The following is a 20342-nucleotide window of genomic DNA, read 5'->3' as shown; positions in this document are numbered from 1 at the left end:
GTTGGTCACGGTGAATTCTGGCTTGCCAGACGGGCAGCGGTTCCGCAGGAGCGCACATGCGGCGGGGGCGGTTCTCATCATTCGACCCTCGAATACAGACCGACCAGCCTTCGGGGGAGAGATACATGGCGCAGTCCCATGCAGACGGGCAGCGGATCGACATCGAGACCATTCTGGACCGGCCTTACGGGGCCTGGCGCTGGTACATCTTTGCGCTCTGCGGCATCGCCATGGCGATGGAGGGCTTCGACATGTACATGCTCGGGGCCATCGTGCCGGCTCTTGCTGCGGGTCTTGCTGTCGAGCCAGCCGCGATTTCCGCCGTGTTCGTGGCGCAGGGCATCGGCCTGGCCTTGGGCTACGCCTTCATCGCACCGCTGGCAGATCGGGTTGGACGCAAGCCGATCGTCATTCTGTGCGTGCTCGGCTTCGGCCTGGTCACGCTTGTCACGGCCTTGGCATCGACCCTGACGGCGGTGTCGCTCCTGCGGCTGGTCGCCTTTGCGTTTTTCGGCGGCATCACGCCCAACATCATCGCGATGGTGGCGGAGATTTCGCCGCGCCGCATCCGGCCCCGCCAGATCATTCTGGTCACGGCCTGCTTTGCATTCGGCTCGGCGATGGGCAGTGCGCTTGCGCCTTTGATCGTTCATCGGCTCGATTGGTGGGGCGCGTTTCTGGCGGGTGGCGCCGCACCGCTGCTGCTCCTGCCGGTGCTGATCTTCACTCTGCCTGAATCTCCACGCTTTCTCGTCACCGCCGGGCGCAGCACTGCACAAGTCAACCGCGTCCTGCGGCACATCACGCGCCACGTCAGCGACACGGCCCATTATTTTCTCGATGAACCGCCAGCCGGCCGGGCGTCACTTAAGTCCGTCTTTGCCGAGGGGCGGCTCGCCATGACGCTCTTGTTCATGCTGGCGGGCGGCATGATGATGTTCGTCGGCAATGCCGTGGCCTCCTGGGCGCCGACCTTCTGGCACATGCAGGCCGGCTTCCCGATGGCGGATGCGGCGGCGCTGTTCGCCCTTTCCTCAGTGGGCGCGATCGTGTGGCCGTTCATCATGATCGCGCTGGTCGGGTGGATCGGCGTCAAGCGCACCCTGCTCTTCTGCTATTTCGCGGGTGGCATCTCGATGCTCGTCTACATGGTCCAGCCGTTCACGCCTGCACTGGCTGCCTTCATGGCGATTGCCTTCGGCGCCTTCGTGGTCGGCTCGATCAGCGGGCTCTATGCCTTCATCTCAGCCGCCTATCCCACGCAGATCCGCTCCACGGCGCTTGGCTGGACGGCCGGGGCGGGGCGCCTGCTCGCGATCATCGGGCCGGCGACCGGCGGCTGGCTGCTGGCGCAGGGTGTTGGGCCGTTCGGCGTGGCGCTGGCCTTCGGGCTGCCGCTGTTCATCGCCGGCATCGCCGTGGCGTTCGTCCGCAGCAAGGCGTGAGTGCTCCTGCGAAGGCAGGAGCCCAGGGCGCAAAAGCCGGGCCTTGCTGCCCTAGGCTCCTGCTTTCGCAGGAGCACTATGCTGATTAAACCGCGTCAGCCTTCCTGCAGGCGATCGAACCGCTCCCGATGCGCGTCGATCTCTTCGCGATGCATCTGCGCCCATTTGCCGAGCCGGATCGCTTCGCGGGCCAGCGAATGGCCGAGCGGGGTGAGGGCGTAATCCACCTGCGGCGGGGTCGTCGGATGGACGGTGCGGTTGACCATGCCGTCCCGCTCCAGTGCGCGCAGCGTGCGGGTCAGCATCTGCTGCGAGATACTGCTCACCTCCCGCCGGATCTGGTTGAAGCGCATCGTGCCGTCACCAAGAGCCGCAACCACCGGCAGCGTCCATCTGTCACCGAATCGCGCGAGGGTCTGCGTGATCCGCATGCACTCCTTGTGCGACGTCACGGTGAGGCGGGTGGTGGTCATATCCATGTGACTAGGTCTCGAAAAAATGCGTTCTTGTTGGTTCTAGAGGTCCACCCTAGCTGGTTGCAAACAGAAACTGATCTTCCTGATCCGTCTCTCAAGAGCAATTTACGAAAGGGCCGACCATGACCGTGTTGCATATCGATTCCAGCATTCAGGGCGAAAACTCCATCACCCGCCAGATTTCGGCAGCCATTTTCGAGCGCCTCAAGGCGGAGCAGCCCGGCGCGGACGTGCGCTATCGCGATCTCGCCGCCCAGCCGCTGCCCCACCTGACGCTGCCCGGCTTCGGCACGGACGAGGCGGCGGCGGTGCTGGCTGAATTCCTGGACGCGGACACCGTCGTGATCGGCGCGCCGATGTACAATTTCACCATTTCCACCCAGCTCAAGGCGTGGATCGATCATATCGCGGTGGCCGGCAAGACCTTCCGCTATGATGAAAGCGGCAATGCCATCGGCTTGGCAGGCGACAAGCGCGTGATCGTCGCGCTCTCGCGCGGCGGCTTTTACGGCGCGGGCACGCCTGCCGCCGCTGTCGAACATGCGGAGAGCTATCTGCGCGCCGTCTTCGGCTTCATCGGCATCGTGCCCGAGTTCATCGTGGCAGAAGGCGCTGCCGTCGGTCCAGAGCATCGCGCTGCCGGCATCGAGGCGGCGCTCGCCGCCGTCGATCAGCTTGAGGTGAAGGTGGCGGCCTGACCGGCCGCCTAACCCTTACCGCTCCGACAGATAATAACGGTCCTTTGCGGAAAGATCGTCGGCCAGCTCATAGACAATGGGCTGGCCGGTCGGGATTTCGAGGCCCGTAATCTCGTCGTCGGGGATGTTCGAGAGGTGCTTGACCAGCGCGCGCAGCGAATTGCCATGCGCTGAAATGAGCACGCGCTTGCCGGCCTTCAGCTCGGGAGCGATCCGGCCCTCCCAATAGGGCAGCACGCGCGCGATGGTATCCTTCAGGCTCTCCGTCGCCGGGATGGCGATGCCGGCATAGCGCCGGTCCTTGCTCAGGTCGAATTCGCTGCCGGCCTCCAGTGGCGGCGGCGGCACGTCGAAGCTGCGGCGCCAGATCTTCACCTGCTCATCGCCATGCTTGGCTGCCGTCTCGGCCTTGTCGAGGCCCGTCAGGCCACCATAATGCCGCTCGTTGAGCCGCCAGTCCTTTTCCACCGGCAGCCAGAGCCGCTGCATTTCCTCGAGCGCCAGATTGAGCGTCTTGATCGCGCGGGTCTGCAGCGAGGTGAAGCACTGGTCGAAATCGAGGCCCTTGTCCCGCATCAGCGCGCCGGCAGCCTTGGCTTCGGCAGCGCCTTTCTCGGTCACGTCGACATCCCACCAGCCGGTGAAGCGGTTCTCCAGGTTCCAGGCCGACTGGCCATGGCGGATGAGGACGAGGGTGGGCATGAGGTCTTATCTCCCGATCTTCGGCGGTTTTACCGTTATCGGGCCTGATAGCGGGATTTGGTGTGAGCGCAATCCGTTCGGGCGGGTCTTGAAGACGCGCAGAGACGCTTCAGGCGTGCTCGAGGGTCGCGGCGTGGCCACGCGCTTGAAGCGCTTTCAGCATCGTCTGATAATGCTGCACATAGCTCTGATAGGCGGCTTTCTCATCCGGGTGCATCGCCGTTGTGGCCTGCGCTTCGAATTGCTGGATCTGGCTCTGGAGAAAGCCCGGATCCCACAACGTCTTCATCTCGTAAACTCCCATATTGCTGGCAGAAAACTGCGCCGGGGCCGGTTGGTTCCGGCAAAAGCGATCGGCTGCGTTAAATGTTGAGAAACCACCGGCGCGGGCTGTCTTTTCGACCGGGATCACTGCCGCAAGCGCCCTTGTCCGCCCGAGCACAATTCGCCATGGATGAGCGCATCATCCCATTGCAGCAAAGGAGCAGGAACCATGGCGATCACCCGCACTGTCCACCTTCATGAAGGCCCCGGCGGTCCCTTTGAATCGATGTTCGTCGGCGATGCGGATGCAGGCGATCAGCCAGGTGTGCTGCTGTTCCCCAACTTCATGGGCACCAAGGAATGGGATTTCGCCAAGGCCGAGACGCTGGCGGCACAGGGCTACAAGGTGCTGGTCGTGGACTATTACGGGCAGGGCAAGCGCGCTACGGATATGGAAAGCGCTGGCAAGCTGCTGCATGATTTCATGACGGATCGGCAGGCGGTGAAGACCCGGCTGCTCGATGCCCTTGCGGAGCTGCGCGGCTTGCCGGGCGTGGATGGCAGTCGGATCGGCGCCATCGGCTTTTGCGCCGGTGGCAAATGCGTGCTCGATCTCGCGCGTGCCGGGGCGGACATCAAGGTCGGCGTTTCCTTCCATGGCGTTTATGACGCGCCGCCATTCGCCAATGCGCCGATCACTGCCAAGCTGATGATTTGCGACGGGTGGAACGACAATCTCTGCCCGCCCGAGGCCAAGCTGGCGCTGTGCAAGGAACTGGCCGCGGCGGACGTGGACTTCCAGTTCACCACCTACAGCCGCACCGGTCACGCCTTCACGGCGGACGATGTGCCGCTGAATGCGGACCGCAGCTTCGGCTTCGAGCCGGAAACCAACCGCCGGAGCTGGCGCGCGGCGATGGCCTTTCTGGGCGATGAGCTGGGGTGAAGTGAAGTAGAGCGGCCCGACGAGCGAGGGCTCGGCGTATAGAAAAGCCCCTCCCCTTCAGGGGAGGGGCTAAAGGACAGTTTCAGACCGCCCTCAAATATCCCCGACCATCTCCGCCAGCGTGGCGAGGCAGTCGCGCGCGAGTTGCATGGAGCGCTCCGGGCTCCAGCCCTGGGCGGTGTCCGGCAGGTCGTCATTGTCCTTGAACGGCATTTCCAGCGTCATCGCCACCGCGCCGTAGCGCTCGGCGATCTGGGCGGTGGCCATGGAGAGATTGGCCTTGCCCGGCCGCGCCTCGGGATAGCCCAAGCGGGTCTGGAAGTCCGGCGTGCGGATGGCCAGGGTGTCGCGATAGCGACGGAACAGTGCGAGCTGCGTGTCCTTGATCGAGGGAATGCCCTCGAACCCGGCGAGAAAGACGGCGGGGATCGCCTCGTCGCCATGCACGTCCATGGCGAAGGCGACGCCGGTCTGGTCCATGCGATTGCGCACGCAGAGCACTTCCGGCGCGCGGTCGGCCTGCGGCTCGTGCCATTCGCGATTGAGATTGATACCCCGGGCATTGGTGCGCAGATGGCCGCGAAAGGCGCCATCCGGGTTCATATTCGGCACGATGTAGAAGCGGCAGGCGGCACGCAGGGCGTGGGCGTTGGTGGGGTCGGTCAGCATGTCGAGCGCGCCTTCCATCCACCATTCCGCCATCGTTTCGCCGGGATGTTGGCGGGCAATCAGCCAGACCGGCTTGTCGCCGCTCCCCAATTCCAGGCAATCGATCGGGCGCCCGTCCAGACTCTCGCCCAGCTGGCGCACCGATACGCCTTCGCAGGCCGCCGCTTGCGCCACGAGATCATGATGCCGCTCCTGTGAGTAAGGCGCGAAATAGGCGAACCATGCGGCATCACCGACGAGCGTGTAGTCGATGGTGAGGGTGCCGCCATCGACGCCGGGATCGTAGCGGCTGGCGGCACGGCCCCAGCGCTCGCGATCTTCCGATACGCAGGCAGCATAACCGGGCCAGCCATCGGGGTAAGCGGATTGCGCAAGTCCGGTGATGCGCAAGGTCAGGCGCGTGCCCGCCGGCGCGGCAGCGCGAAAGTGGAACCACTGGAAGAAATCGCTCTCATGGTCCTTGTGGATGGAGAGAGTCGCGGTGGTGCCGTCGATCGCCTCGACACGGATGTTGCCGCTATCGAAGCTGCTGTTGATGCGAAGGGGCGGAGTGCTGCCTGTCTGCTGTGCGGTCATGGCACCGTGATAGTCTCGCCGGACGTGCCGGGAAAGCCCTTGAACAGCGCATCGGCAAGGCGACCGACCACGAGGCCGGGCTGGGCGGCCGGCGTGCCTTCCTTGGCCTGCGTCTCAGCGCGACCTTCCCACACAACCACCTTGTCGCCCGCGCGGCGCAACTGCACGCGCATCCGGTTCACGATCACCGGCTTGGGTTTACCGGAGAGATTGATGCCGATGCCAAGGCCGACGCCGCTGCCATAAGAACCGGTCGATCCGCCCACGCCGACGCTCACCGGGGAGCGTGCGGGCAGGGGCGCGATCGTTTCCCGCCCCATGTCCACAACCGCCTCATATTGCGCTGCCCCTGCACCGGATGCGCCGGGCTGGAGGGGAGAGAAGCCCGTCCGCGCCAGCGCCGCGCTCACGGCGTTGGCGGCGGTGCGGAATTCGAGGCTGGCGCTATCGTCCGGATTGCCGGGCATGATGAGCACGCTTCCCTGCCGGGCGACGTCCGGCTGATGAAATCGGGTGACGTCGACAGGCCCGGTGGATGTCGCGCAGCCACCCAGGGCGAGCGCGCCGAGCACAATGGCCGCGACGCCGGCCTTGCGTGAGGCGAATCGCCGACGACTCTCGATGTTGGGAGTCGCCCGCCCATGGAGCGGCGGCATGGGAAAACTGCTCGTCATGGCCTTGCATCCCTTATCATCTGGCCATCTCTCTGAAATGGCGTCTCATCGGTCGAGTTTGCACCGGAAATGCTGCATGATGGCTTAACGATTGTTCAGGAAAGCGGTTGCCGACATGAGGGGACGGGGCTGCGCAAAACTTGCACCGCCGCCTTGACTTTCCGGAGGCTGACCCATAGAGGCGCGGCTTCGAATTTTCCGTCACCCAAGAATCATTTGGACCCGATCATGAAGATCCGCAACTCGCTCAAGTCGCTCAAGGACCGTCACCGGGACAACCGCGTGATCCGCCGTCGTGGGCGCACCTACGTCATCAACAAGACGCAGCGTCGCTTCAAGGCCCGCCAGGGCTGAAGACGCGCGGCGGGGCGCTTTCGCCCTGCCTCTGCCAATCAGGCGCCCGGTCAGTTGCTGGCCGGGCGTTTTGGCGTGTCCGTCACGGCTGATCTGTGGCTGCGCGTGTTCGCCAGCCGTCGATGAGAACATCCAGCGCCAGGATGAAGCTGTCCCGGTCCGCCTCGACCTGAACCGCGCGAAGCGTCGTCCAGCCCGTGACGAGCGCCTGGACGGACCGCTGTGCGACGGCGGCCATCTCCGCGCTCAGGCCGAGCGCGGTCAACTCCTTCACGATCTGGCCGATCAGATGGTTGCCAGCTCCCCGCTGCGCGCGGGTGACGGCAATGAGCTGACGCGCATCGCGTATGGATGTCTGCGCGTCCCATAAGGCGATGCCGAAATCATGCAGCCATGCCCACCAGCTTTCTGCCGGCGGCACCGAGTCAAGGCAGGCCTTGAAAATGGAGATGGACATGAGTGCGTGGAGGGCCTGCTTGTCCTCCACATGCCAGTAAAGCGATGAGACGCTGACGCTGAGCCGGGTGGCGATCTTCCGCAGGCTGACCGCCGCCAGCCCTTCTTCCTTCAGCAGCGCAATGGCTTCCTCGACGATCCCGTCCTGATCCAGCTTCGCGAATGACATGCTGCTCCCTTGACAGTTTGCCGGTGAAAAAGCATCAATCGCTAAACGAACGATGTTCGATTAGGAGCGGGCCCCATGTATCCTTTCACCCCTGGCAGCTACGCGCCGCGCAACGGCTGGTACGTCGCCGCATTTGTGCGCGAAATCGGCGAGGATTTGCTCAGCCGGTGGATTCTGAACGAGCCGGTTGTTCTGTACCGCAAGGAAGATGGCACGGCCGTGGCGGTGGAGGGGCGCTGTCCGCACCGGCATTATCCCCTGGGCGCGAGCAAGCGCGTCGGCGATGCGATCCAATGCGGCTATCACGGCATCACCTTCGATTCATCTGGGGCCTGCACGATGGTGCCGAGCCAGAGCACCATTCCCGGTGTCTACCGGATCAAGAGCCACCCACTGGTCGAGCGCGGGCTATGGGCGTGGATCTGGCCAGGCGATCCCGACAAGGCGGACGAGTCGCTCATCCCGACGCTGGACGAGATCGGCTTCAACATTCCCGGCATGATCCCGGATGCCTTTTATTCCATGCATGTGGATGGGCGCTATCAACTGCTCAACGATAATCTGCTGGACCTGAGCCATCTCGGCTATCTCCATGCCACGTCGATCGGCACGCCCGATGATGCCGCGACGCCCGAAGTACGCGACCTCAATGATCGCCGCCTGTCGAGCCGGCGGATCATGCGCGATACGCCGATGCCGCCTTATCATGACCGCAGCGTGCACGACGGGCTGGTCGATCGTATCTCCGGCATGGATTTCTTCTTCCCCGGCTTTCACGCAGGGATTGGGGAATCCCGCTATCCGCAGGGTCATGAGAAGGCCGGCGAGGTGCTCCACACCAGCCGGGTCTGGCATGCCGTCACCCCGGCGAAGAAGACCAGCTGCAACTACTTCTTTGCGATGAGCGCGCCGTCACAGGCGCGGGTGGACGACGCCCGCCGGCGTCTCGAGCCGGTGCTGGATGAGGACAAGTTCGCGACCGAGGAAATCGAGAAGATCATTTCCACGCTGGACGTCCTCCCGCCCGAGCTGATGCTCAAAAGCGACGGAACGGCGGTGCAGGGGCGGCGTATCCTCCAGGCGATGATGGACCGCGAGAAGGCCGAGCTAGAGGGGGCCTGACCGTGAGCGGACGGCCCGCGCGTCAGGCGGCCAGCAGGTCGCGCTGATCGGGGTGGCGCTCGAAATAGGTGACGACGTAGCTGCACACCGGCCGGATCTTGAGGCCGCGTGCGCGCGCATCGTCGAGCAGCCCGGCGACCAGATCGGCCGCGACGCCCTTCCCCCGCAAAGCCGGTGGGGTGAAGGTGTGCGTGATCGCCAGCGTGTCGCCATCGCGCTCATAGGTAGCGAAAGCGATCTCGCCGTCCACTATGATCTCGTATCGATTGCGCTCGGCATTGTCCTGAACCGCGTGGGCCATGACCTGCTCCTTATTCTGCTGCCTCGGCAAAGGTGCTGCCGGGTCTTTTGGCAGCATACATCGCCATATCCGCGCGAGTAAGGGCGGAAAATTCCGTGTCACCTTGTTCGAGGGCCGTCCAGCCGACGGAAATAGACAGCGGCAGCAGCACGCCTTCGTGCAAGCAGGCCGATTCCGCGATCATGCGCTGGAGCCGCCGGGTGGTTTCCTCCACGGCCTCAGGGTCAAGATCGTCCAGCAACAACGCGAACTCATCACCGCCCATGCGGGCCGCGACGTCTGTAGACCGCAGCCCATTCGCGAGAAGGCGCGCCATATGCACCAGAGCGGCATCGCCGGCGCCATGGCCAAAGCGATCGTTGATCCGCTTCATCGAGTTCACATCGATGAACACCAGTGCGCATTTGCCTTCATGCCGTTCGAGCCGGTCCAGCCGATCCCGAAGGCAGTTCATGAAATGCCGCCGATTGTAGAGCGGGGTGAGCGTATCGCGAATGACGAGTCGTTCAAGTTCCTTGTTGGCGGTTTTAAGAAGGGACAGCTCCCGGCGGAGTATATCCAACTCCTGCTCAAGCGCTGAAATGTCAGGTGCGGGAAGATCGAGTGCGACCGTCCGCGCAGTGGCTTCCATCAAAGCTCTATCTCCTGTGCGCGACCGCAGCATGTAACCCTGTGAACTGGGTATAGTTCCAAGCTTTGCCTTTGTGCACTGCGGAACCCGCGTTCCGCCGTATGATCAGAGCGTTTTGACCGGTTGTGCGCCATGGCGCTGGTGTCTATGGGCTGAGACTTAAAGAGAAGTTTCCGGCCGGCGTTCCCGTTGACGCCAGGCAGCATGAGGACGGGGCGGCGAAGAATGGCGAAAATCGGTGTGATCATGGGCTCGCAGTCCGACTGGGACACGATGCGCCATGCCGTCGATATTCTGCAAGACCTTGAAATTGAATGCGAAACGCGGATTGTTTCGGCTCACCGCACACCGGATCGACTCGTCGATTATGCCAAGACGGCAGCAGGCCGAGGTCTGCACGTCATTATCGCCGGAGCCGGCGGAGCGGCGCATTTGCCCGGCATGGTCGCGGCCATGACTCGCGTGCCGGTGCTTGGTGTTCCGGTGCAATCGGCAACCCTCTCCGGCCTCGATAGCCTGCTTTCGATCGTGCAGATGCCGGGCGGCATTCCGGTCGGGACGCTGGCCATCGGCAAGGCCGGCGCCAAGAACGCCGGTCTGCTCGCAGCTGCAATATTGGCGAACAGCGACGCGGCGCTTGCGGATCGACTGGATGCATGGCGCGCGGCGCAAACGGATTCGGTGGCGGGCAGCCCGCAATGACCTCCCCCATGACGATTGCGCCGGGGTCGACCATCGGCATCGTCGGCGGCGGCCAGCTTGGCCGGATGATCGGCATGGCCGCGATCCAGCTTGGCTATCGGGTCCATATTTTCGCGCCAGAGGAGAGCGGCCCCGCGTCAGACATTGCAAGTGCGTGGACGCAGGCGCCCTATGAGGACGACGCCGCGCTCACGGCCTTTGCAGACGCGGTCGATATCATCACCTATGAATTCGAGAATGTGCCGAGCAACGCTGTCGCCTTGCTCGCTAAGCTCGGGCACGTCCGGCCCAATGCCCGCGCACTGGCGGTCGCGCAGGACAGGTTGCTGGAAAAGAGCTTCGTCGCCGGCCTTGGCGGACGGACGGCTCCCTATGCGCCCGTCTCCAGCGGCGCGGTACTGCAGGATGCAATCGCGCGGATCGGCGCGCCGGCCATCCTCAAGACAACGCGCTTTGGCTATGACGGAAAGGGCCAGGTCCGGCTGATGGATGCGGCGCCCGAGACTCTGGATAGCGCCTGGAACGCGATCGGCTGCAATCCGGCTGTCCTGGAAGGGTTCGTCACCTTCGACCACGAGTTTTCGGTGGTGCTCGTGCGCGGACAGGATGGCAACGTGCGCTTCTGGGATTCGCCGCATAATGTGCATGTCGACGGCATTCTCGCGACATCCACGCTGCCGGCTCCGGCGGTCGTGCTCGCGCAGGTGCCCGAAGCGCGGGCGATTGCTGCGCGAGTCGCTCAGGCTCTGGAATATGTTGGCGTGCTTACGCTGGAGTTCTTTGCCGGGGCCGCCGGGCCGATCTTCAACGAGATGGCGCCGCGCGTCCACAATAGCGGGCACTGGACCATTGAGGGCGCTGTCACCAGCCAGTTCGAGAACCATGTCCGCGCCGTCTGCGGCCTGCCGCTCGGATCGACGGCGCTCGCCGCGCCGGCCGTCTCCATGCAGAATCTGATCGGGGACGAGGCCAAAGAGTGGGAAGCGATTCTGGCCGACGAGACCGCGCATCTCCATCTCTATGGCAAGAACGAAGCACGCCCCGGCCGCAAGATGGGCCATGTGACGCGCGTGCACACAAGCGATAGCGCGGCATGACGATGGACGCGCGTCCAGAAATCGTGCTGCTGCTCGCGCGCGCCGACAATGGCGTGATTGGCAGCGAGGGCGACATTCCCTGGCGGATTCCCGGCGATCTCAAGCGCTTCAAGGCCATGACCATGGGCACGCCAATGCTGATGGGCCGCAAGACCTTCGACAGCCTGCCCGGGCTGCTGCCGGGCCGTCGCCACATCGTGCTGACCCGCGACCGTGCCTGGCAGGCGGAAGGCGCAGAGGTGGTCCACAGCGTCGATGAAGCCCTTGCCGCCGCGCAGGCGCCGGTGCTGTCGGTGATTGGCGGTGCGGAAGTTTATCGGCTGTTCGAACCGCTGGCCGACCGGCTGGAGATCACGCAAGTACATCTCTCGCCGCCCGGCGACGCGCGCATCGATGCGCCCGATCCCGCCCGGTGGGATGAGACGATGCGCGAGGATCACCCGGCGGAGGGCGCAGTCGCCGCCTTCAGCTACCGCACATTTCTGCGGCGCGGAGCCTGATCGCGGTGCGCATGCGAGCCGCCATCGGGGCTGGCGCCCGCGCGTCGCTCCGCCTATAGGCGCCCGCCATGGAACGGATCAGCAGCGATCAGCCGATACCGGCACATTTGCGCGGTGCCATCATTGCCCTCGGCAATTTCGACGGTTTTCACCGGGGCCATCAGGCCGTGGTCGGCCGCGCCGTGGAACTGGCCCGTGCGCAGGGCCGTCCGGCCATTGTCGCGACCTTCGATCCGCATCCCATGCGCCTCTTCCGGCCGGATGCGCCCTTCTTCCGCCTGACCACGCTCGATCAGCGCGAGCGCCTGTTCGGCGAGGCGGGCGCGGATGCCATGCTGGTCTTCCACTTCACGGCTGAGCTGGCCTCGCACAGCGCGGAGGACTTCGTGGCCATGCTGGCGACGGAACTTGGCGCGGCGGGGGTGGTGACCGGCGAGGACTTCACCTTCGGGCGCGGGCGCTCGGGCAACGTCACCGCCTTGCGCACGCTTGGCGCGGTGCATGGCCTGGCGGCCGAGGCCGTGGCGCCGGTGCGCGACGAGCAGGGCGAGATCATCTCCTCCAGCCGCGTGCGCGAGGCCTTGCTGGCCGGTGACTGCGCCACGGCGACGGGCCTCCTCACGCGTCCTTTCGCGATTGCCGGCGAAGTCATCGATGGGGACAAGCGCGGCCGGACCATCGGCTTCCCGACCGCCAATATGGAGATGGGCCATTATCTGCGCCCGGCTTACGGCATCTATGCCGTGCGCGCGCGGTTGCCCGATGGGCGAATCGTCTGCGGCGCGGCCAATCTTGGCATCCGCCCGACCTTCGTGCCGCCGCGCGAGCTGCTGGAGACCTATTTGTTCGATTTCTCCGGCAGCCTCTACGGCCAGACGCTGGAGATCGCCCTCATCGAACGGCTGCGCGGCGAGCGCAAGTTCGACAGCCTGGATGCACTGGTCGAGCAGATGAGCGCCGATGTCGTGCGGGCGCGGATCATCCTCGGGGCCTAATCATGCCTTGTCACCGCGCAGGTCTCCAGCAAGACTTGCGCTGACAAGGAGAGGCCACGGATGACCCAACAGAACGGCACTGCCCCAACCATCGATCGCGCACCGACTATCGAAACGCCCAGGCTGATCCTGCGGGCGTTTCGTGCTGCCGATGCCGAGCCCTTGTGCGCGGCCATGGCGGACGATGACTTCGCGCGGTTCATCACCAAGGAAGGGCGCGGCCTTAGCTATGGCGAAAGCTGGCAACGCTTCTGCAGTCTCGCCGGCCATTGGGTCGCGCGCGGCTATGGCAATTTCGCGGTGGAAGAGAAAGCGAGCGGGGCATTCATCGGCCATGTCGGGCCGATGAACCCGCCCGGTTGGCCGGCGTTCGAGATCGGCTGGTGCATCTTTCCGTCCGCACAGGGCAAGGGCTATGCAGCGGAGGCGGCAGCCGCCGCCTTCCGCTGGTCGCACGAGGCCCTTGGCCAGAGTGAGACGCTGCACATGATCGCCGATGACAATGTGCCGAGCCAGAAGGTCGCGCGCGCCCTGGGCGCCGAGCCGGGTGAGATCTGGACGCCCTTCTGGCCGGATGCCAAGCCGGTGCGCCAATGGTGCACGCGCTGGGAGGCTTTGACCCGGTCGCCGGCCTACGCGCGGCTGGAGGGGTGATAGGTGCCCCGCGCGGCTTAGCGTTTGCCCCACCAGAAGGTGTAGCCCAGCGCCAGTCCGCCGGAAAACTGGTCGCGCGCGCCATAGGCCCGCACGACCGGCGAATCGGCGGCATCGCCGACTAGCCGGTCGTAACGGGCATAGCCATGGAGGCTCCAGCGGGCATCGAGCTGGCGGATCAGGCCGGCAGCGGCACCGACGGACTGAACGCCGCCATTCGCCTCGAACACCGGCAAGTGCGAGGCGGCGGCTTGCGCGGGCGACACGCCGAACCATGTGCGCTGGTGCTTGCCGCTGCCGAGCGTCACGCGCGGGCCGACCGACACCAGCCAACGGTCCCCATCGCGCATGATCCAGTCGGCACTGACCGATCCGACCAGCGCCTCATGGCCGGTCACGCCCTGGCGCAGATCGGCGCGCAGGCGGAAGGAAGGGGCGAGAAACATCTGCACGAACCCGCCGAGCTCCAGCGAGCGGTTGACCTTGACGAAGCCGGGAACCTCGTCCGCCTTTCGCTTGCCTTCCACGGCCATGGATGGGCCGACCTCAAAACCGCCGACACTCACGACCGGGATGCCGAAGCTCTCGTCCGGCGCTTCGAACTCGAAAGGTTCATCGCCGCGTGCGATGTCGCCTTCCAGAAAAGGCCGGACGGACAGGCTGTCCGCACCGGGAAAGCTGGGCTGGATTTCCGGCCCGATGGCGATGCGCACGCGGCGCGGTTCCTTCTCCTTTGCGGAGGCGGTCGACGCGAAGGCACCGAGCGTGAGGCCGAGCGTCAGCGCCAGTACGACAGGACGGGCGAAGGGAGCAGATGGCGGGCAGAAAGGCATCAGGCGCAGGCCTCCGGTTTTGGGGTGACGGTCAGTCTGGCCCGGCCATGCGCCGGATCAAAGCCGTTTCGACCTCGGGTGAATGGTCGCGGCGGTCGTTTGGTTGCGACTTGCCTTGTCGCTGGATCTAGCGGCTCGTCTGTGGGTTGTGCAAGCGCAGGAACAGCAAGATGGAAACGCCAAGGCCGGCAGCGGCCACCCAGAGCGGGGCATTATATCCGCCAGTGGCATCCGCCAGTGCCCCGACCCAGAGCGGGCCAAGCCCGGCCATCAGCATGAAGCTGGCATATTGCACGGCGTACAGCGCACCATAATGGGTGATGCCGAAGTAGCGGGCGGTCAGATAGCCGATGAGGTCGGCTTCCGCGCCCATGGCCGTGCCAAGCGCGATGGCGCCGACCCAGGCGAGCGTTGCGCCGCCGGTCGCCAGCGCGATGCACCCCAGCGCGCACAAGGCGCAGCAGGCCGCCGCAATGCGTGGCGCAGGCACCCGATCTGCCAGCCAGCCGACAACGATCCGGCTGACGATCACGGAGCCGCCGATGAGCCCCGCCAGCGATCCCGCGGAGCGGGCATCCAGGCCGGATTCCCGCAGCATCGGGACGAAATGGGGCAGCAAGCCGGCAAAGGAGAGCGCCATCATGCCGAAGGATGCCAGCACCAGCAGGTAGAGGGGCGAGCGCATCTGGGCGCGGGCCATGCCGCCTGCGCTATCGGGCGTCCGGGGGCTGCGGAGGTTGGGCAGGCTGAGCGCCGGGATGACGCCCATCGCGGCAATGGCGGCGAGCGCCAGATAGCCGGCCTGCCAACCCCGTTCTGCCACAATGATGGCCAGAACAGGCGGCACGACGGCGGCGGAAATGCCGATGCCCACCTGCGTCAGGCCGAGCGCCAGTCCGCGTGCGCGGTCGAAGACGGCATTGACGGCGCGTGTGTAGGCTACGGGCGACGAACAGGCGGCCAGGAGGCCTATACCTGCCATCACGCTCATATAGCCGGCGACCGAATGGACGACGGTCCCGAGCAGCGCGAATCCGCCGCTCAGCGCCAGTGAGCCGGCGACGGCAGGCCAGCGCGGGCCGACGCGGTCGATCAGCCAGCCGGCGATGGGCAGGGCGATGGCCAGCGCCACCGTCGCCAGGAAGAAGGCTGCGCCCAGCGTCGTGCGGCTGAGGCCGATCGCGCTCTCGAGATCTTTCGCGAAGATGCCCGCCGAGTAGGTCAGCAATCCGGCAATCCCCAGTCCCGAGCCGCAAGCGGCGGCGAGGACCACCGGCCAGCCATGGCGGAACTCGGACGGGGATGCTGGCGTGCTCACGCGGTGGCGGTCTCAGCCATGGCCGTCGCGCGGGCGCGGCGATAAGCGAGCCAGAGGAAGACGCAGCCCAGCAGCGGAGCCACCGTCACGGCAGACATGGCATAGCGCAGCGATTCGGTGCCGAACTGCGGCGTCAGCGCATCACTGGCCGCACCGACCATGAGCGGCGCCAGCGCCGAGCCGATGATGCCCGACGAAGCGAGCAACAACATCGATGCAACCGCGCGGGTCTGCGGCGTGGCCAGTCCCATGGCTGCGGAGAAGCAGGGGGTGATGCCGCTGGAGAGCAGGAAGTTCATGATCGCCGCCGCGCCCAGCGTGAGGCCCAGCGACGGCGCGAAGCAGAAGGCGATGAAGAAGGGGATGGACAGGGGCAGCGCAATCAGGGGCACCATGAGGCTGTCGATCTCCCGCCCGTGCTTCTTGGTGAAGTAGCTGGCCATGAAACCGGATGCAATGGCGCCAGCGATGCCGCCCAGGCCGACCGAGGGCGCGATCAGGGCGCCCACTTCGGCAAGGCTGACGCCATGGCTGCGCAGCAGGAACGCCGGCGCCCACACCGGCAGCACGCCCGCGCCCATCGCCGAGATCCCCATGCCGACGGCAAGCATGCGGAAGCCCGGCACGTCGAGCAGGAAGCGGATGGATTGGGGGAGGTTTCGCATCCCGTTATCGGCCGCGTCTGGCTCGTCATGCATGCCACGTTGCGGCTCCTTCATGGTCAGCGCGAGCAGCAGCACGAAGGCGAGGCCCGCGCCGCCGCAGATGAAGAACATCGTCCGCCAGCCGAATATCGCGGCCAATATCCCCGCCGCGATCGACCCGCCGACGATGCCCACAAAGGCGCTCGACTGATAGATGCCCAGCGCACGCGGCCGCCGATCCTTGGGATACAGGTCGGCAATGACGGAGATGGCGACCGGAAAGGCCGTCGCCTCGCCGACACCGACCAGAACCCGGGTGAGCGCAAGCGACACAAAGCCTTCGGCAAGGCCGGTCAGCGCCGTGGCGCCGGACCAGATGGCGACGCCGAGCAGCAAGATTTTCTTGCGATTGCCATGGTCCACCCAGCGGGCGATGAAGATGCCCACGATCAGGTTGAACAGCACGAAGGCCGTGCCGGACACAAGGCTCATTGCCGTGTCGCTCAACTGCAGATCGGCCTTCACCGGATCGACGACGATGCCGAGCAGCGCCCGGTCGGCATAGTTGAACACATTGCTCACGAAGAGCAGGAACAGAGTATAGCCGGGCAACCAGGCCCCGCCGTGCTGCGTCTTCGTCACCGTCTTCTCTCCTGATCGGCCCTGCCTCTTATGGGAGGTCTGCTTCGTGCGGCGGCCTTGGTGGTGGTCGTATGTGGCTGGGTCAGCTCTTGTCGGCAGTCTCCAGTCCCAGCAGTTCAGCGGCGTTGAGGCCGAGGATCTTGCGCTGCTCCTCGTCGCTCAGGCGGGCATGGAAGCCCAGCGGATCGGGCTCAGACATGTCGAAGGGATAGTCGGTGCCCAGGCACAGCTTGTCGGCGCCATGGGTGCGCACGAGGCTGTCGAGCTGGTCCTGATCGAACACCAGCGTATCGAGCCACAGCTTGCGCAGATAGCTGGATGGCTCGTGCTGGCAATGCTCGCTGCAATCGCCGCGCGCGCGCCAGCCATGGTCCATCCGGCCCCAATAGCCGGGGATGTAGCCGCCGCCATGGGCCACGCAGATGCGCAGGCCGGGGTAGCGATCCAGCACGCCGCCGAAGATCAGATGGCCAATGGCCAGCGTCGATTCGAGCGGATTGCCGATGAGGTTGTTGAAATAATATTCGCTCATCCGGTTGGCATGGGTGAAGCCCAGCGGGTGGATGAAGAGCAGGATGCCCAGCTCCTCGGCGGCCGCGAAGAACGGCCGAAACTCCTCGGCATGGAAATCGCGGCCATTGACGTTGGAGCTGATCTCGATGCCGCGCAGATCGAGCTCGCGCACGCAGCGGCGCATTTCCTCGACGGCAAGGCCGACATCCTGCAGCGGCACCGTGCCCATGCCGACCAGCCTGTCAGGGTGCTGTGCGACCGCGGCCGCCATGCCGTCGTTGACGGTGCGCGCCGCTTCCCGTGCGACATCGGCATCGGCATAATAGAAATATTGGCCGGGGCTGGGGCTGATTGCCTGCACGTCGATTCCGAGCCGGTCCATATCGGCCAGCCGCTGGTCGAGCGTATTGAGCGTGCGGCCCATCGTCGCGAACTGGGCGCGGTTGACCTCACTCGTTTTCGCACTGGTGAAATCGTTGATGCCGGGCGGCGGGCCGGGGTGGCGGGCCTGCACGATGGCGTCGGCAGAGGGAATGCCGAGGTGGCAATGGATGTCCACCACCAGATGCTTGCCGCGCGCGGCGACCTTGATCGGCTGGCGGTCGCCACAGGTGGTGATGGTCATGCGTTTGCTCCTGCGGGATGAATGGTGCCGCTGCACGGGCCGAAGCCGATGGGCACATAGCCTTCCGCCATCGCGCGGCCCTTGAGGGTGAGGGTGTCGCCATCCTCCAGCCAGCGGCGGGTTGTGCCGTCTGGCAGCTCGATGGTCTCGCCATCGCGCAGCACGATCTCGGCGAGGCAGCCGCGTGCTTCCTGGGCGGCGCCCGAAACGGTGCCGGTCGCGATCAGGTCGCCCGCTTCCAGCGGTGCCCCGTTGGAGGCCTGATGCGCGACCATCTGTGCCAGCGTCCAATAGAGTTCGGCGAGATTGCTGCGCACGATGCGGGCGCTCGATCCTGCCGCATTGGCGAAGTCGGCGGTGAGTTCGATGTTGATGCCGCCTGCCGCGCGATCCTGCGCATCGAGCAGATGGGCGGCGACCGCCGGCTCGTCGCCCGGCCGACCGCGCGCGGCCACGCGGAAGGGCGCGAGCGCTTCCATCGTCACGATCCACGGGCTGATCGTGGTGAGGAAGCTCTTGCCCAGATGCGGCCCCAGAATGGATTCGAAGAACTGGATGCCGCGCGCCGACCAGTCATTGACGAGACAGCAGCCGAATATGAGGTCTTCCGCCTGCGCCACACTAATGCGCTGCCCGAGCGGATTGCCGCCGCGCAGCCACACGCCGAACTCCAGCTCGAAGTCGAGCATCGGCTCCGGCGCGAACTGGACATTGCTGCTGCCGGGCGGGGCTTCAAACTGGCCCCGCGGCCGGACGACCGGCGTGCCATCTTCGCGCACGGAGCTGGCGCGTCCGTTATAGGCAACCGGCAGCGAGAGCGCAGCCAGCGGCGGCGCCTTCTGCGCCATCCGCGCGATATGATCGTAGGATGTGCAGAAATCCGTGAAGGCCGTGGGCTTGAGCGGCATCAGCAGCTCCGCCTCGGCCATCGGCACCAGCATGGTCTGGAGTTGCTGCCGGTCGCCCGGCCCATCGGCGCGGAACAGGTCGGAGAGGCGGGCGCGCAGGGCGCTGACTGATGCCGGGCTGGCGGCCAACAGGGGCGCGAGCGATGGGCCGGCCATGGCCGCCGCAGCCTCTGCCGCGTCGCCATCCAGCAGGGCGGCGGCGTGGAGCTGGGGTACATCGATGATGTACGCACCCAGCGCCACACCGCCGCGCGCCACCCCCCGGTGACGGAACAGGCCAAAGGGCAAATTCTGGATCGGGAAATCGCTGTGAGCCGCGTTTGCGCTTTCGACCCAGCTTTTACGCTGCGGGTCGTGCGTCGCGTTGATCTCAATGGGCATGGTCGCACCCTTCTGCATGGCTTTGCATTTCATGATGGTAGCGGCCCATCGCGCCGAACAGATCGCGCTGCTGCTCCGGCGTGAACTGCGCCCCCCATTGCTTGTAGAGCGAGAAGACGTTGGCGACGATCCGCTCGGGGTCGCTCCAGCCGCGGAACTCCTGCATGTTGATGTCGCGCGCGGCATCCTCATAGGAAAGGCCAGCCTCGAACCGCTTGCGCGATTCATCGCGGACATATTCGAAATAAGCCTGCATGTTGCGGACGGCCGTCGTGTCCGTGATCGGGCCATGGCCGGGCACCACCACCTGCGGATCGAGATCGACGATATATTGGCAGGCGGCGATCCAGTTCTCGACCGGACCGGCCCACATGATCGGATGCCCCTCGTTGAACAGCAGGTCGCCGGTGAACACCACACGATCCGCCGGCACCCACACGATCGTGTCGGAATCCGTGTGTGCCGGGCCGAGGTCGATCAGCGAGACCGCCTTGGAGCCGACGTTGAGATCGAGCCGCCCATCGAAGGTGCGGTTTGGCAGCGTCAGCTCATCCACGCCGGAGAAATCGAACTTGCGACCCATGGTTTCATAAAGAAACGCGCCCGTATCGCCCATCTCGGTATAGACGTTCTTGAGGTTGGCGAGCATCTTCGGGTTGAAGCCGGCCATTTCCTTCTTGGCTTCGTTGGTGCCGATGATCTCCGCATCCGCCACCAGCCCGTTGCCGAAGAAATGGTCGGGGTTGGCATGGGTGTTGACCAGCCGCTCGATCTTCGCGGCTTCCGGCACCTTGGCCTTAAACCGTTCCAGCATCTCGCGCGTCAGCGGCACGCTCATCAGCGTATCGACCAGCAGTGTCTCGCCGTCGCTGGCGATCAGGCCCGCATTGGACCAGCCCCATGTGCCGTCCGGCTGAACATAGCCATAGAGGCCATTGCCGATGTCATGAATGCCTTGGGTGAAAGGCCAGTTGGCCATCCGTCTCTCCTGTCGATATCCGTCAAAGCTTAGCGATTGCGCGCGGTCCAGCAATTCCTATTTGCAGG

24 protein-coding genes are annotated in these 20342 nt (G+C 65.2%); 10 read left to right on the top strand and 14 right to left on the bottom strand.

Translation table 11 applies throughout. The annotated features are described in order from the left end of the window. Nucleotides 1–125: 125 nt before the first annotated feature. Nucleotides 126–1445, top strand: coding sequence for an MFS transporter (locus tag M2332_RS07115; protein ID WP_264573502.1), 1320 nt, complete (start codon nucleotides 126–128; stop codon nucleotides 1443–1445). A 95-nt stretch (nucleotides 1446–1540) separates the two neighbouring features. On the opposite strand, the gene M2332_RS07110 is transcribed toward M2332_RS07115, so the two are convergent. Continuing rightward, the gene (locus tag M2332_RS07110; protein WP_319801104.1) at nucleotides 1541–1918 is read right to left on the bottom strand and encodes a helix-turn-helix domain-containing protein; all 378 of its coding nucleotides are present in this window, start codon (nucleotides 1916–1918) and stop codon (nucleotides 1541–1543) included. A gap of 125 nt (nucleotides 1919–2043) precedes the next feature. Between M2332_RS07110 and M2332_RS07105 the strand changes: the two genes are divergently transcribed. Next, nucleotides 2044–2619: an FMN-dependent NADH-azoreductase gene (locus tag M2332_RS07105; protein WP_264573501.1), complete on the top strand. Its 576-nt coding sequence runs from the start codon at nucleotides 2044–2046 to the stop codon at nucleotides 2617–2619. Nucleotides 2620–2634: 15 nt separating this feature from the next. On the opposite strand, the gene gpmA is transcribed toward M2332_RS07105, so the two are convergent. After that, nucleotides 2635–3321: a 2,3-diphosphoglycerate-dependent phosphoglycerate mutase gene (gene gpmA / locus M2332_RS07100; protein ID WP_264573500.1), complete on the bottom strand. Its 687-nt coding sequence runs from the start codon at nucleotides 3319–3321 to the stop codon at nucleotides 2635–2637. Nucleotides 3322–3430: 109 nt separating this feature from the next. Continuing rightward, on the bottom strand, nucleotides 3431–3733 hold the full coding sequence (locus tag M2332_RS07095; RefSeq protein WP_264573499.1) for a hypothetical protein: 303 nt from the start codon (nucleotides 3731–3733) through the stop codon (nucleotides 3431–3433). Between the two features lie 81 nt (nucleotides 3734–3814). Between M2332_RS07095 and M2332_RS07090 the strand changes: the two genes are divergently transcribed. Then, nucleotides 3815–4531, top strand: a complete 717-nt coding sequence (locus M2332_RS07090; RefSeq protein ID WP_264573498.1) for a dienelactone hydrolase family protein — start codon at nucleotides 3815–3817, stop codon at nucleotides 4529–4531. A gap of 93 nt (nucleotides 4532–4624) precedes the next feature. Here M2332_RS07090 and M2332_RS07085 read toward each other — a convergent pair whose 3' ends face one another. Then, the gene (locus M2332_RS07085) at nucleotides 4625–5776 is read right to left on the bottom strand and encodes a M14-type cytosolic carboxypeptidase (RefSeq protein ID WP_264573497.1); all 1152 of its coding nucleotides are present in this window, start codon (nucleotides 5774–5776) and stop codon (nucleotides 4625–4627) included. Next, nucleotides 5773–6450 (bottom strand): hypothetical protein, encoded by a 678-nt coding sequence (locus tag M2332_RS07080; protein WP_264573496.1) that lies wholly within the window; start codon nucleotides 6448–6450, stop codon nucleotides 5773–5775. Before M2332_RS07080 ends, M2332_RS07085 begins: the two co-directional genes overlap by 4 nt. A gap of 228 nt (nucleotides 6451–6678) precedes the next feature. Between M2332_RS07080 and ykgO the strand changes: the two genes are divergently transcribed. Next, a complete protein-coding gene (ykgO, locus tag M2332_RS07075; RefSeq protein WP_008069451.1) occupies nucleotides 6679–6804 on the top strand; it encodes a type B 50S ribosomal protein L36 in 126 nt (41 codons plus the stop codon). Nucleotides 6805–6886: 82 nt separating this feature from the next. Here the strand turns inward: ykgO and M2332_RS07070 are convergent, their stop codons facing one another. After that, nucleotides 6887–7429 (bottom strand): TetR family transcriptional regulator, encoded by a 543-nt coding sequence (locus M2332_RS07070; protein WP_264573495.1) that lies wholly within the window; start codon nucleotides 7427–7429, stop codon nucleotides 6887–6889. Nucleotides 7430–7504: 75 nt separating this feature from the next. Between M2332_RS07070 and M2332_RS07065 the strand changes: the two genes are divergently transcribed. After that, nucleotides 7505–8551: an aromatic ring-hydroxylating dioxygenase subunit alpha gene (locus M2332_RS07065; RefSeq protein ID WP_264573494.1), complete on the top strand. Its 1047-nt coding sequence runs from the start codon at nucleotides 7505–7507 to the stop codon at nucleotides 8549–8551. 22 nt (nucleotides 8552–8573) lie between these two features. Here M2332_RS07065 and M2332_RS07060 read toward each other — a convergent pair whose 3' ends face one another. After that, complete coding sequence (locus M2332_RS07060) at nucleotides 8574–8852, bottom strand: GNAT family N-acetyltransferase (RefSeq protein ID WP_264573493.1); 279 nt, start codon at nucleotides 8850–8852, stop codon at nucleotides 8574–8576. A gap of 10 nt (nucleotides 8853–8862) precedes the next feature. Further along, on the bottom strand, nucleotides 8863–9483 hold the full coding sequence (locus tag M2332_RS07055; protein ID WP_264571176.1) for a GGDEF domain-containing protein: 621 nt from the start codon (nucleotides 9481–9483) through the stop codon (nucleotides 8863–8865). A gap of 225 nt (nucleotides 9484–9708) precedes the next feature. On the opposite strand from M2332_RS07055, the gene purE reads away from it, so the two are divergent. From purE to M2332_RS07030, 5 genes are all read left to right on the top strand, one after another. Further along, nucleotides 9709–10185: a 5-(carboxyamino)imidazole ribonucleotide mutase gene (gene purE, locus M2332_RS07050; RefSeq protein WP_264573492.1), complete on the top strand. Its 477-nt coding sequence runs from the start codon at nucleotides 9709–9711 to the stop codon at nucleotides 10183–10185. Between the two features lie 8 nt (nucleotides 10186–10193). Beyond that, a complete protein-coding gene (locus M2332_RS07045) occupies nucleotides 10194–11282 on the top strand; it encodes a 5-(carboxyamino)imidazole ribonucleotide synthase (RefSeq protein ID WP_264573491.1) in 1089 nt (362 codons plus the stop codon). A 2-nt stretch (nucleotides 11283–11284) separates the two neighbouring features. Continuing rightward, nucleotides 11285–11782, top strand: coding sequence for a dihydrofolate reductase (locus M2332_RS07040; RefSeq protein ID WP_264574916.1), 498 nt, complete (start codon nucleotides 11285–11287; stop codon nucleotides 11780–11782). Nucleotides 11783–11850: 68 nt separating this feature from the next. Further along, nucleotides 11851–12777 (top strand): bifunctional riboflavin kinase/FAD synthetase, encoded by a 927-nt coding sequence (locus M2332_RS07035; RefSeq protein WP_264573490.1) that lies wholly within the window; start codon nucleotides 11851–11853, stop codon nucleotides 12775–12777. Nucleotides 12778–12837: 60 nt separating this feature from the next. Beyond that, nucleotides 12838–13431: a GNAT family N-acetyltransferase gene (locus M2332_RS07030; protein ID WP_264573489.1), complete on the top strand. Its 594-nt coding sequence runs from the start codon at nucleotides 12838–12840 to the stop codon at nucleotides 13429–13431. 17 nt (nucleotides 13432–13448) lie between these two features. Here M2332_RS07030 and M2332_RS07025 read toward each other — a convergent pair whose 3' ends face one another. The 6 genes from M2332_RS07025 to M2332_RS07000 all read right to left on the bottom strand — a co-directional run bounded on the left by M2332_RS07025 (nucleotide 13449) and on the right by M2332_RS07000 (nucleotide 20274). Beyond that, complete coding sequence (locus M2332_RS07025; RefSeq protein WP_264573488.1) at nucleotides 13449–14264, bottom strand: MipA/OmpV family protein; 816 nt, start codon at nucleotides 14262–14264, stop codon at nucleotides 13449–13451. Between the two features lie 127 nt (nucleotides 14265–14391). Beyond that, nucleotides 14392–15582, bottom strand: a complete 1191-nt coding sequence (locus M2332_RS07020; protein WP_264573487.1) for an MFS transporter — start codon at nucleotides 15580–15582, stop codon at nucleotides 14392–14394. After that, nucleotides 15579–16868, bottom strand: coding sequence for a spinster family MFS transporter (locus M2332_RS07015; RefSeq protein WP_264573486.1), 1290 nt, complete (start codon nucleotides 16866–16868; stop codon nucleotides 15579–15581). The genes M2332_RS07020 and M2332_RS07015 overlap by 4 nt, the downstream gene beginning before the upstream one ends. A gap of 82 nt (nucleotides 16869–16950) precedes the next feature. Then, nucleotides 16951–18006, bottom strand: a complete 1056-nt coding sequence (locus M2332_RS07010) for an amidohydrolase family protein (RefSeq protein WP_264573485.1) — start codon at nucleotides 18004–18006, stop codon at nucleotides 16951–16953. Then, a complete protein-coding gene (locus M2332_RS07005) occupies nucleotides 18003–19313 on the bottom strand; it encodes a fumarylacetoacetate hydrolase family protein (protein ID WP_264573484.1) in 1311 nt (436 codons plus the stop codon). Before M2332_RS07005 ends, M2332_RS07010 begins: the two co-directional genes overlap by 4 nt. Further along, nucleotides 19285–20274, bottom strand: a complete 990-nt coding sequence (locus tag M2332_RS07000; protein WP_264573483.1) for an MBL fold metallo-hydrolase — start codon at nucleotides 20272–20274, stop codon at nucleotides 19285–19287. Before M2332_RS07000 ends, M2332_RS07005 begins: the two co-directional genes overlap by 29 nt. Between the last annotated feature and the right edge of the window lie 68 nt (nucleotides 20275–20342).

The organism is Sphingobium sp. B11D3A, from assembly GCF_025961695.1.
Lineage (GTDB): Bacteria > Pseudomonadota > Alphaproteobacteria > Sphingomonadales > Sphingomonadaceae > Sphingobium.
This window is presented reverse-complemented; position numbering and strand designations above follow the sequence as displayed.

Excerpts from the sequence above, each read along its gene's own strand:
- M2332_RS07085 (WP_264573497.1), bottom strand. The coding sequence starts at position 5,776 with ATGACCGCACAGCAGACAGGCAGCACTCCGCCCCTTCGCATCAACAGC.
- M2332_RS07005 (WP_264573484.1), bottom strand. The coding sequence starts at position 19,313 with ATGCAGAAGGGTGCGACCATGCCCATTGAGATCAACGCGACGCACGAC.
- M2332_RS07045 (WP_264573491.1), top strand. The coding sequence starts at position 10,194 with ATGACGATTGCGCCGGGGTCGACCATCGGCATCGTCGGCGGCGGCCAG.
- ykgO (WP_008069451.1), top strand. The coding sequence starts at position 6,679 with ATGAAGATCCGCAACTCGCTCAAGTCGCTCAAGGACCGTCACCGGGAC.
- M2332_RS07110 (WP_319801104.1), bottom strand. The coding sequence starts at position 1,918 with ATGACCACCACCCGCCTCACCGTGACGTCGCACAAGGAGTGCATGCGG.
- M2332_RS07080 (WP_264573496.1), bottom strand. The coding sequence starts at position 6,450 with ATGACGAGCAGTTTTCCCATGCCGCCGCTCCATGGGCGGGCGACTCCC.
- M2332_RS07060 (WP_264573493.1), bottom strand. The coding sequence starts at position 8,852 with ATGGCCCACGCGGTTCAGGACAATGCCGAGCGCAATCGATACGAGATC.
- M2332_RS07000 (WP_264573483.1), bottom strand. The coding sequence starts at position 20,274 with ATGGCCAACTGGCCTTTCACCCAAGGCATTCATGACATCGGCAATGGC.
- M2332_RS07055 (WP_264571176.1), bottom strand. The coding sequence starts at position 9,483 with ATGGAAGCCACTGCGCGGACGGTCGCACTCGATCTTCCCGCACCTGAC.
- M2332_RS07010 (WP_264573485.1), bottom strand. The coding sequence starts at position 18,006 with ATGACCATCACCACCTGTGGCGACCGCCAGCCGATCAAGGTCGCCGCG.
- purE (WP_264573492.1), top strand. The coding sequence starts at position 9,709 with ATGGCGAAAATCGGTGTGATCATGGGCTCGCAGTCCGACTGGGACACG.
- M2332_RS07030 (WP_264573489.1), top strand. The coding sequence starts at position 12,838 with ATGACCCAACAGAACGGCACTGCCCCAACCATCGATCGCGCACCGACT.
- M2332_RS07035 (WP_264573490.1), top strand. The coding sequence starts at position 11,851 with ATGGAACGGATCAGCAGCGATCAGCCGATACCGGCACATTTGCGCGGT.
- M2332_RS07105 (WP_264573501.1), top strand. The coding sequence starts at position 2,044 with ATGACCGTGTTGCATATCGATTCCAGCATTCAGGGCGAAAACTCCATC.
- M2332_RS07025 (WP_264573488.1), bottom strand. The coding sequence starts at position 14,264 with ATGCCTTTCTGCCCGCCATCTGCTCCCTTCGCCCGTCCTGTCGTACTG.
- M2332_RS07090 (WP_264573498.1), top strand. The coding sequence starts at position 3,815 with ATGGCGATCACCCGCACTGTCCACCTTCATGAAGGCCCCGGCGGTCCC.
- M2332_RS07115 (WP_264573502.1), top strand. The coding sequence starts at position 126 with ATGGCGCAGTCCCATGCAGACGGGCAGCGGATCGACATCGAGACCATT.
- M2332_RS07040 (WP_264574916.1), top strand. The coding sequence starts at position 11,285 with ATGGACGCGCGTCCAGAAATCGTGCTGCTGCTCGCGCGCGCCGACAAT.
- M2332_RS07070 (WP_264573495.1), bottom strand. The coding sequence starts at position 7,429 with ATGTCATTCGCGAAGCTGGATCAGGACGGGATCGTCGAGGAAGCCATT.
- M2332_RS07065 (WP_264573494.1), top strand. The coding sequence starts at position 7,505 with ATGTATCCTTTCACCCCTGGCAGCTACGCGCCGCGCAACGGCTGGTAC.
- gpmA (WP_264573500.1), bottom strand. The coding sequence starts at position 3,321 with ATGCCCACCCTCGTCCTCATCCGCCATGGCCAGTCGGCCTGGAACCTG.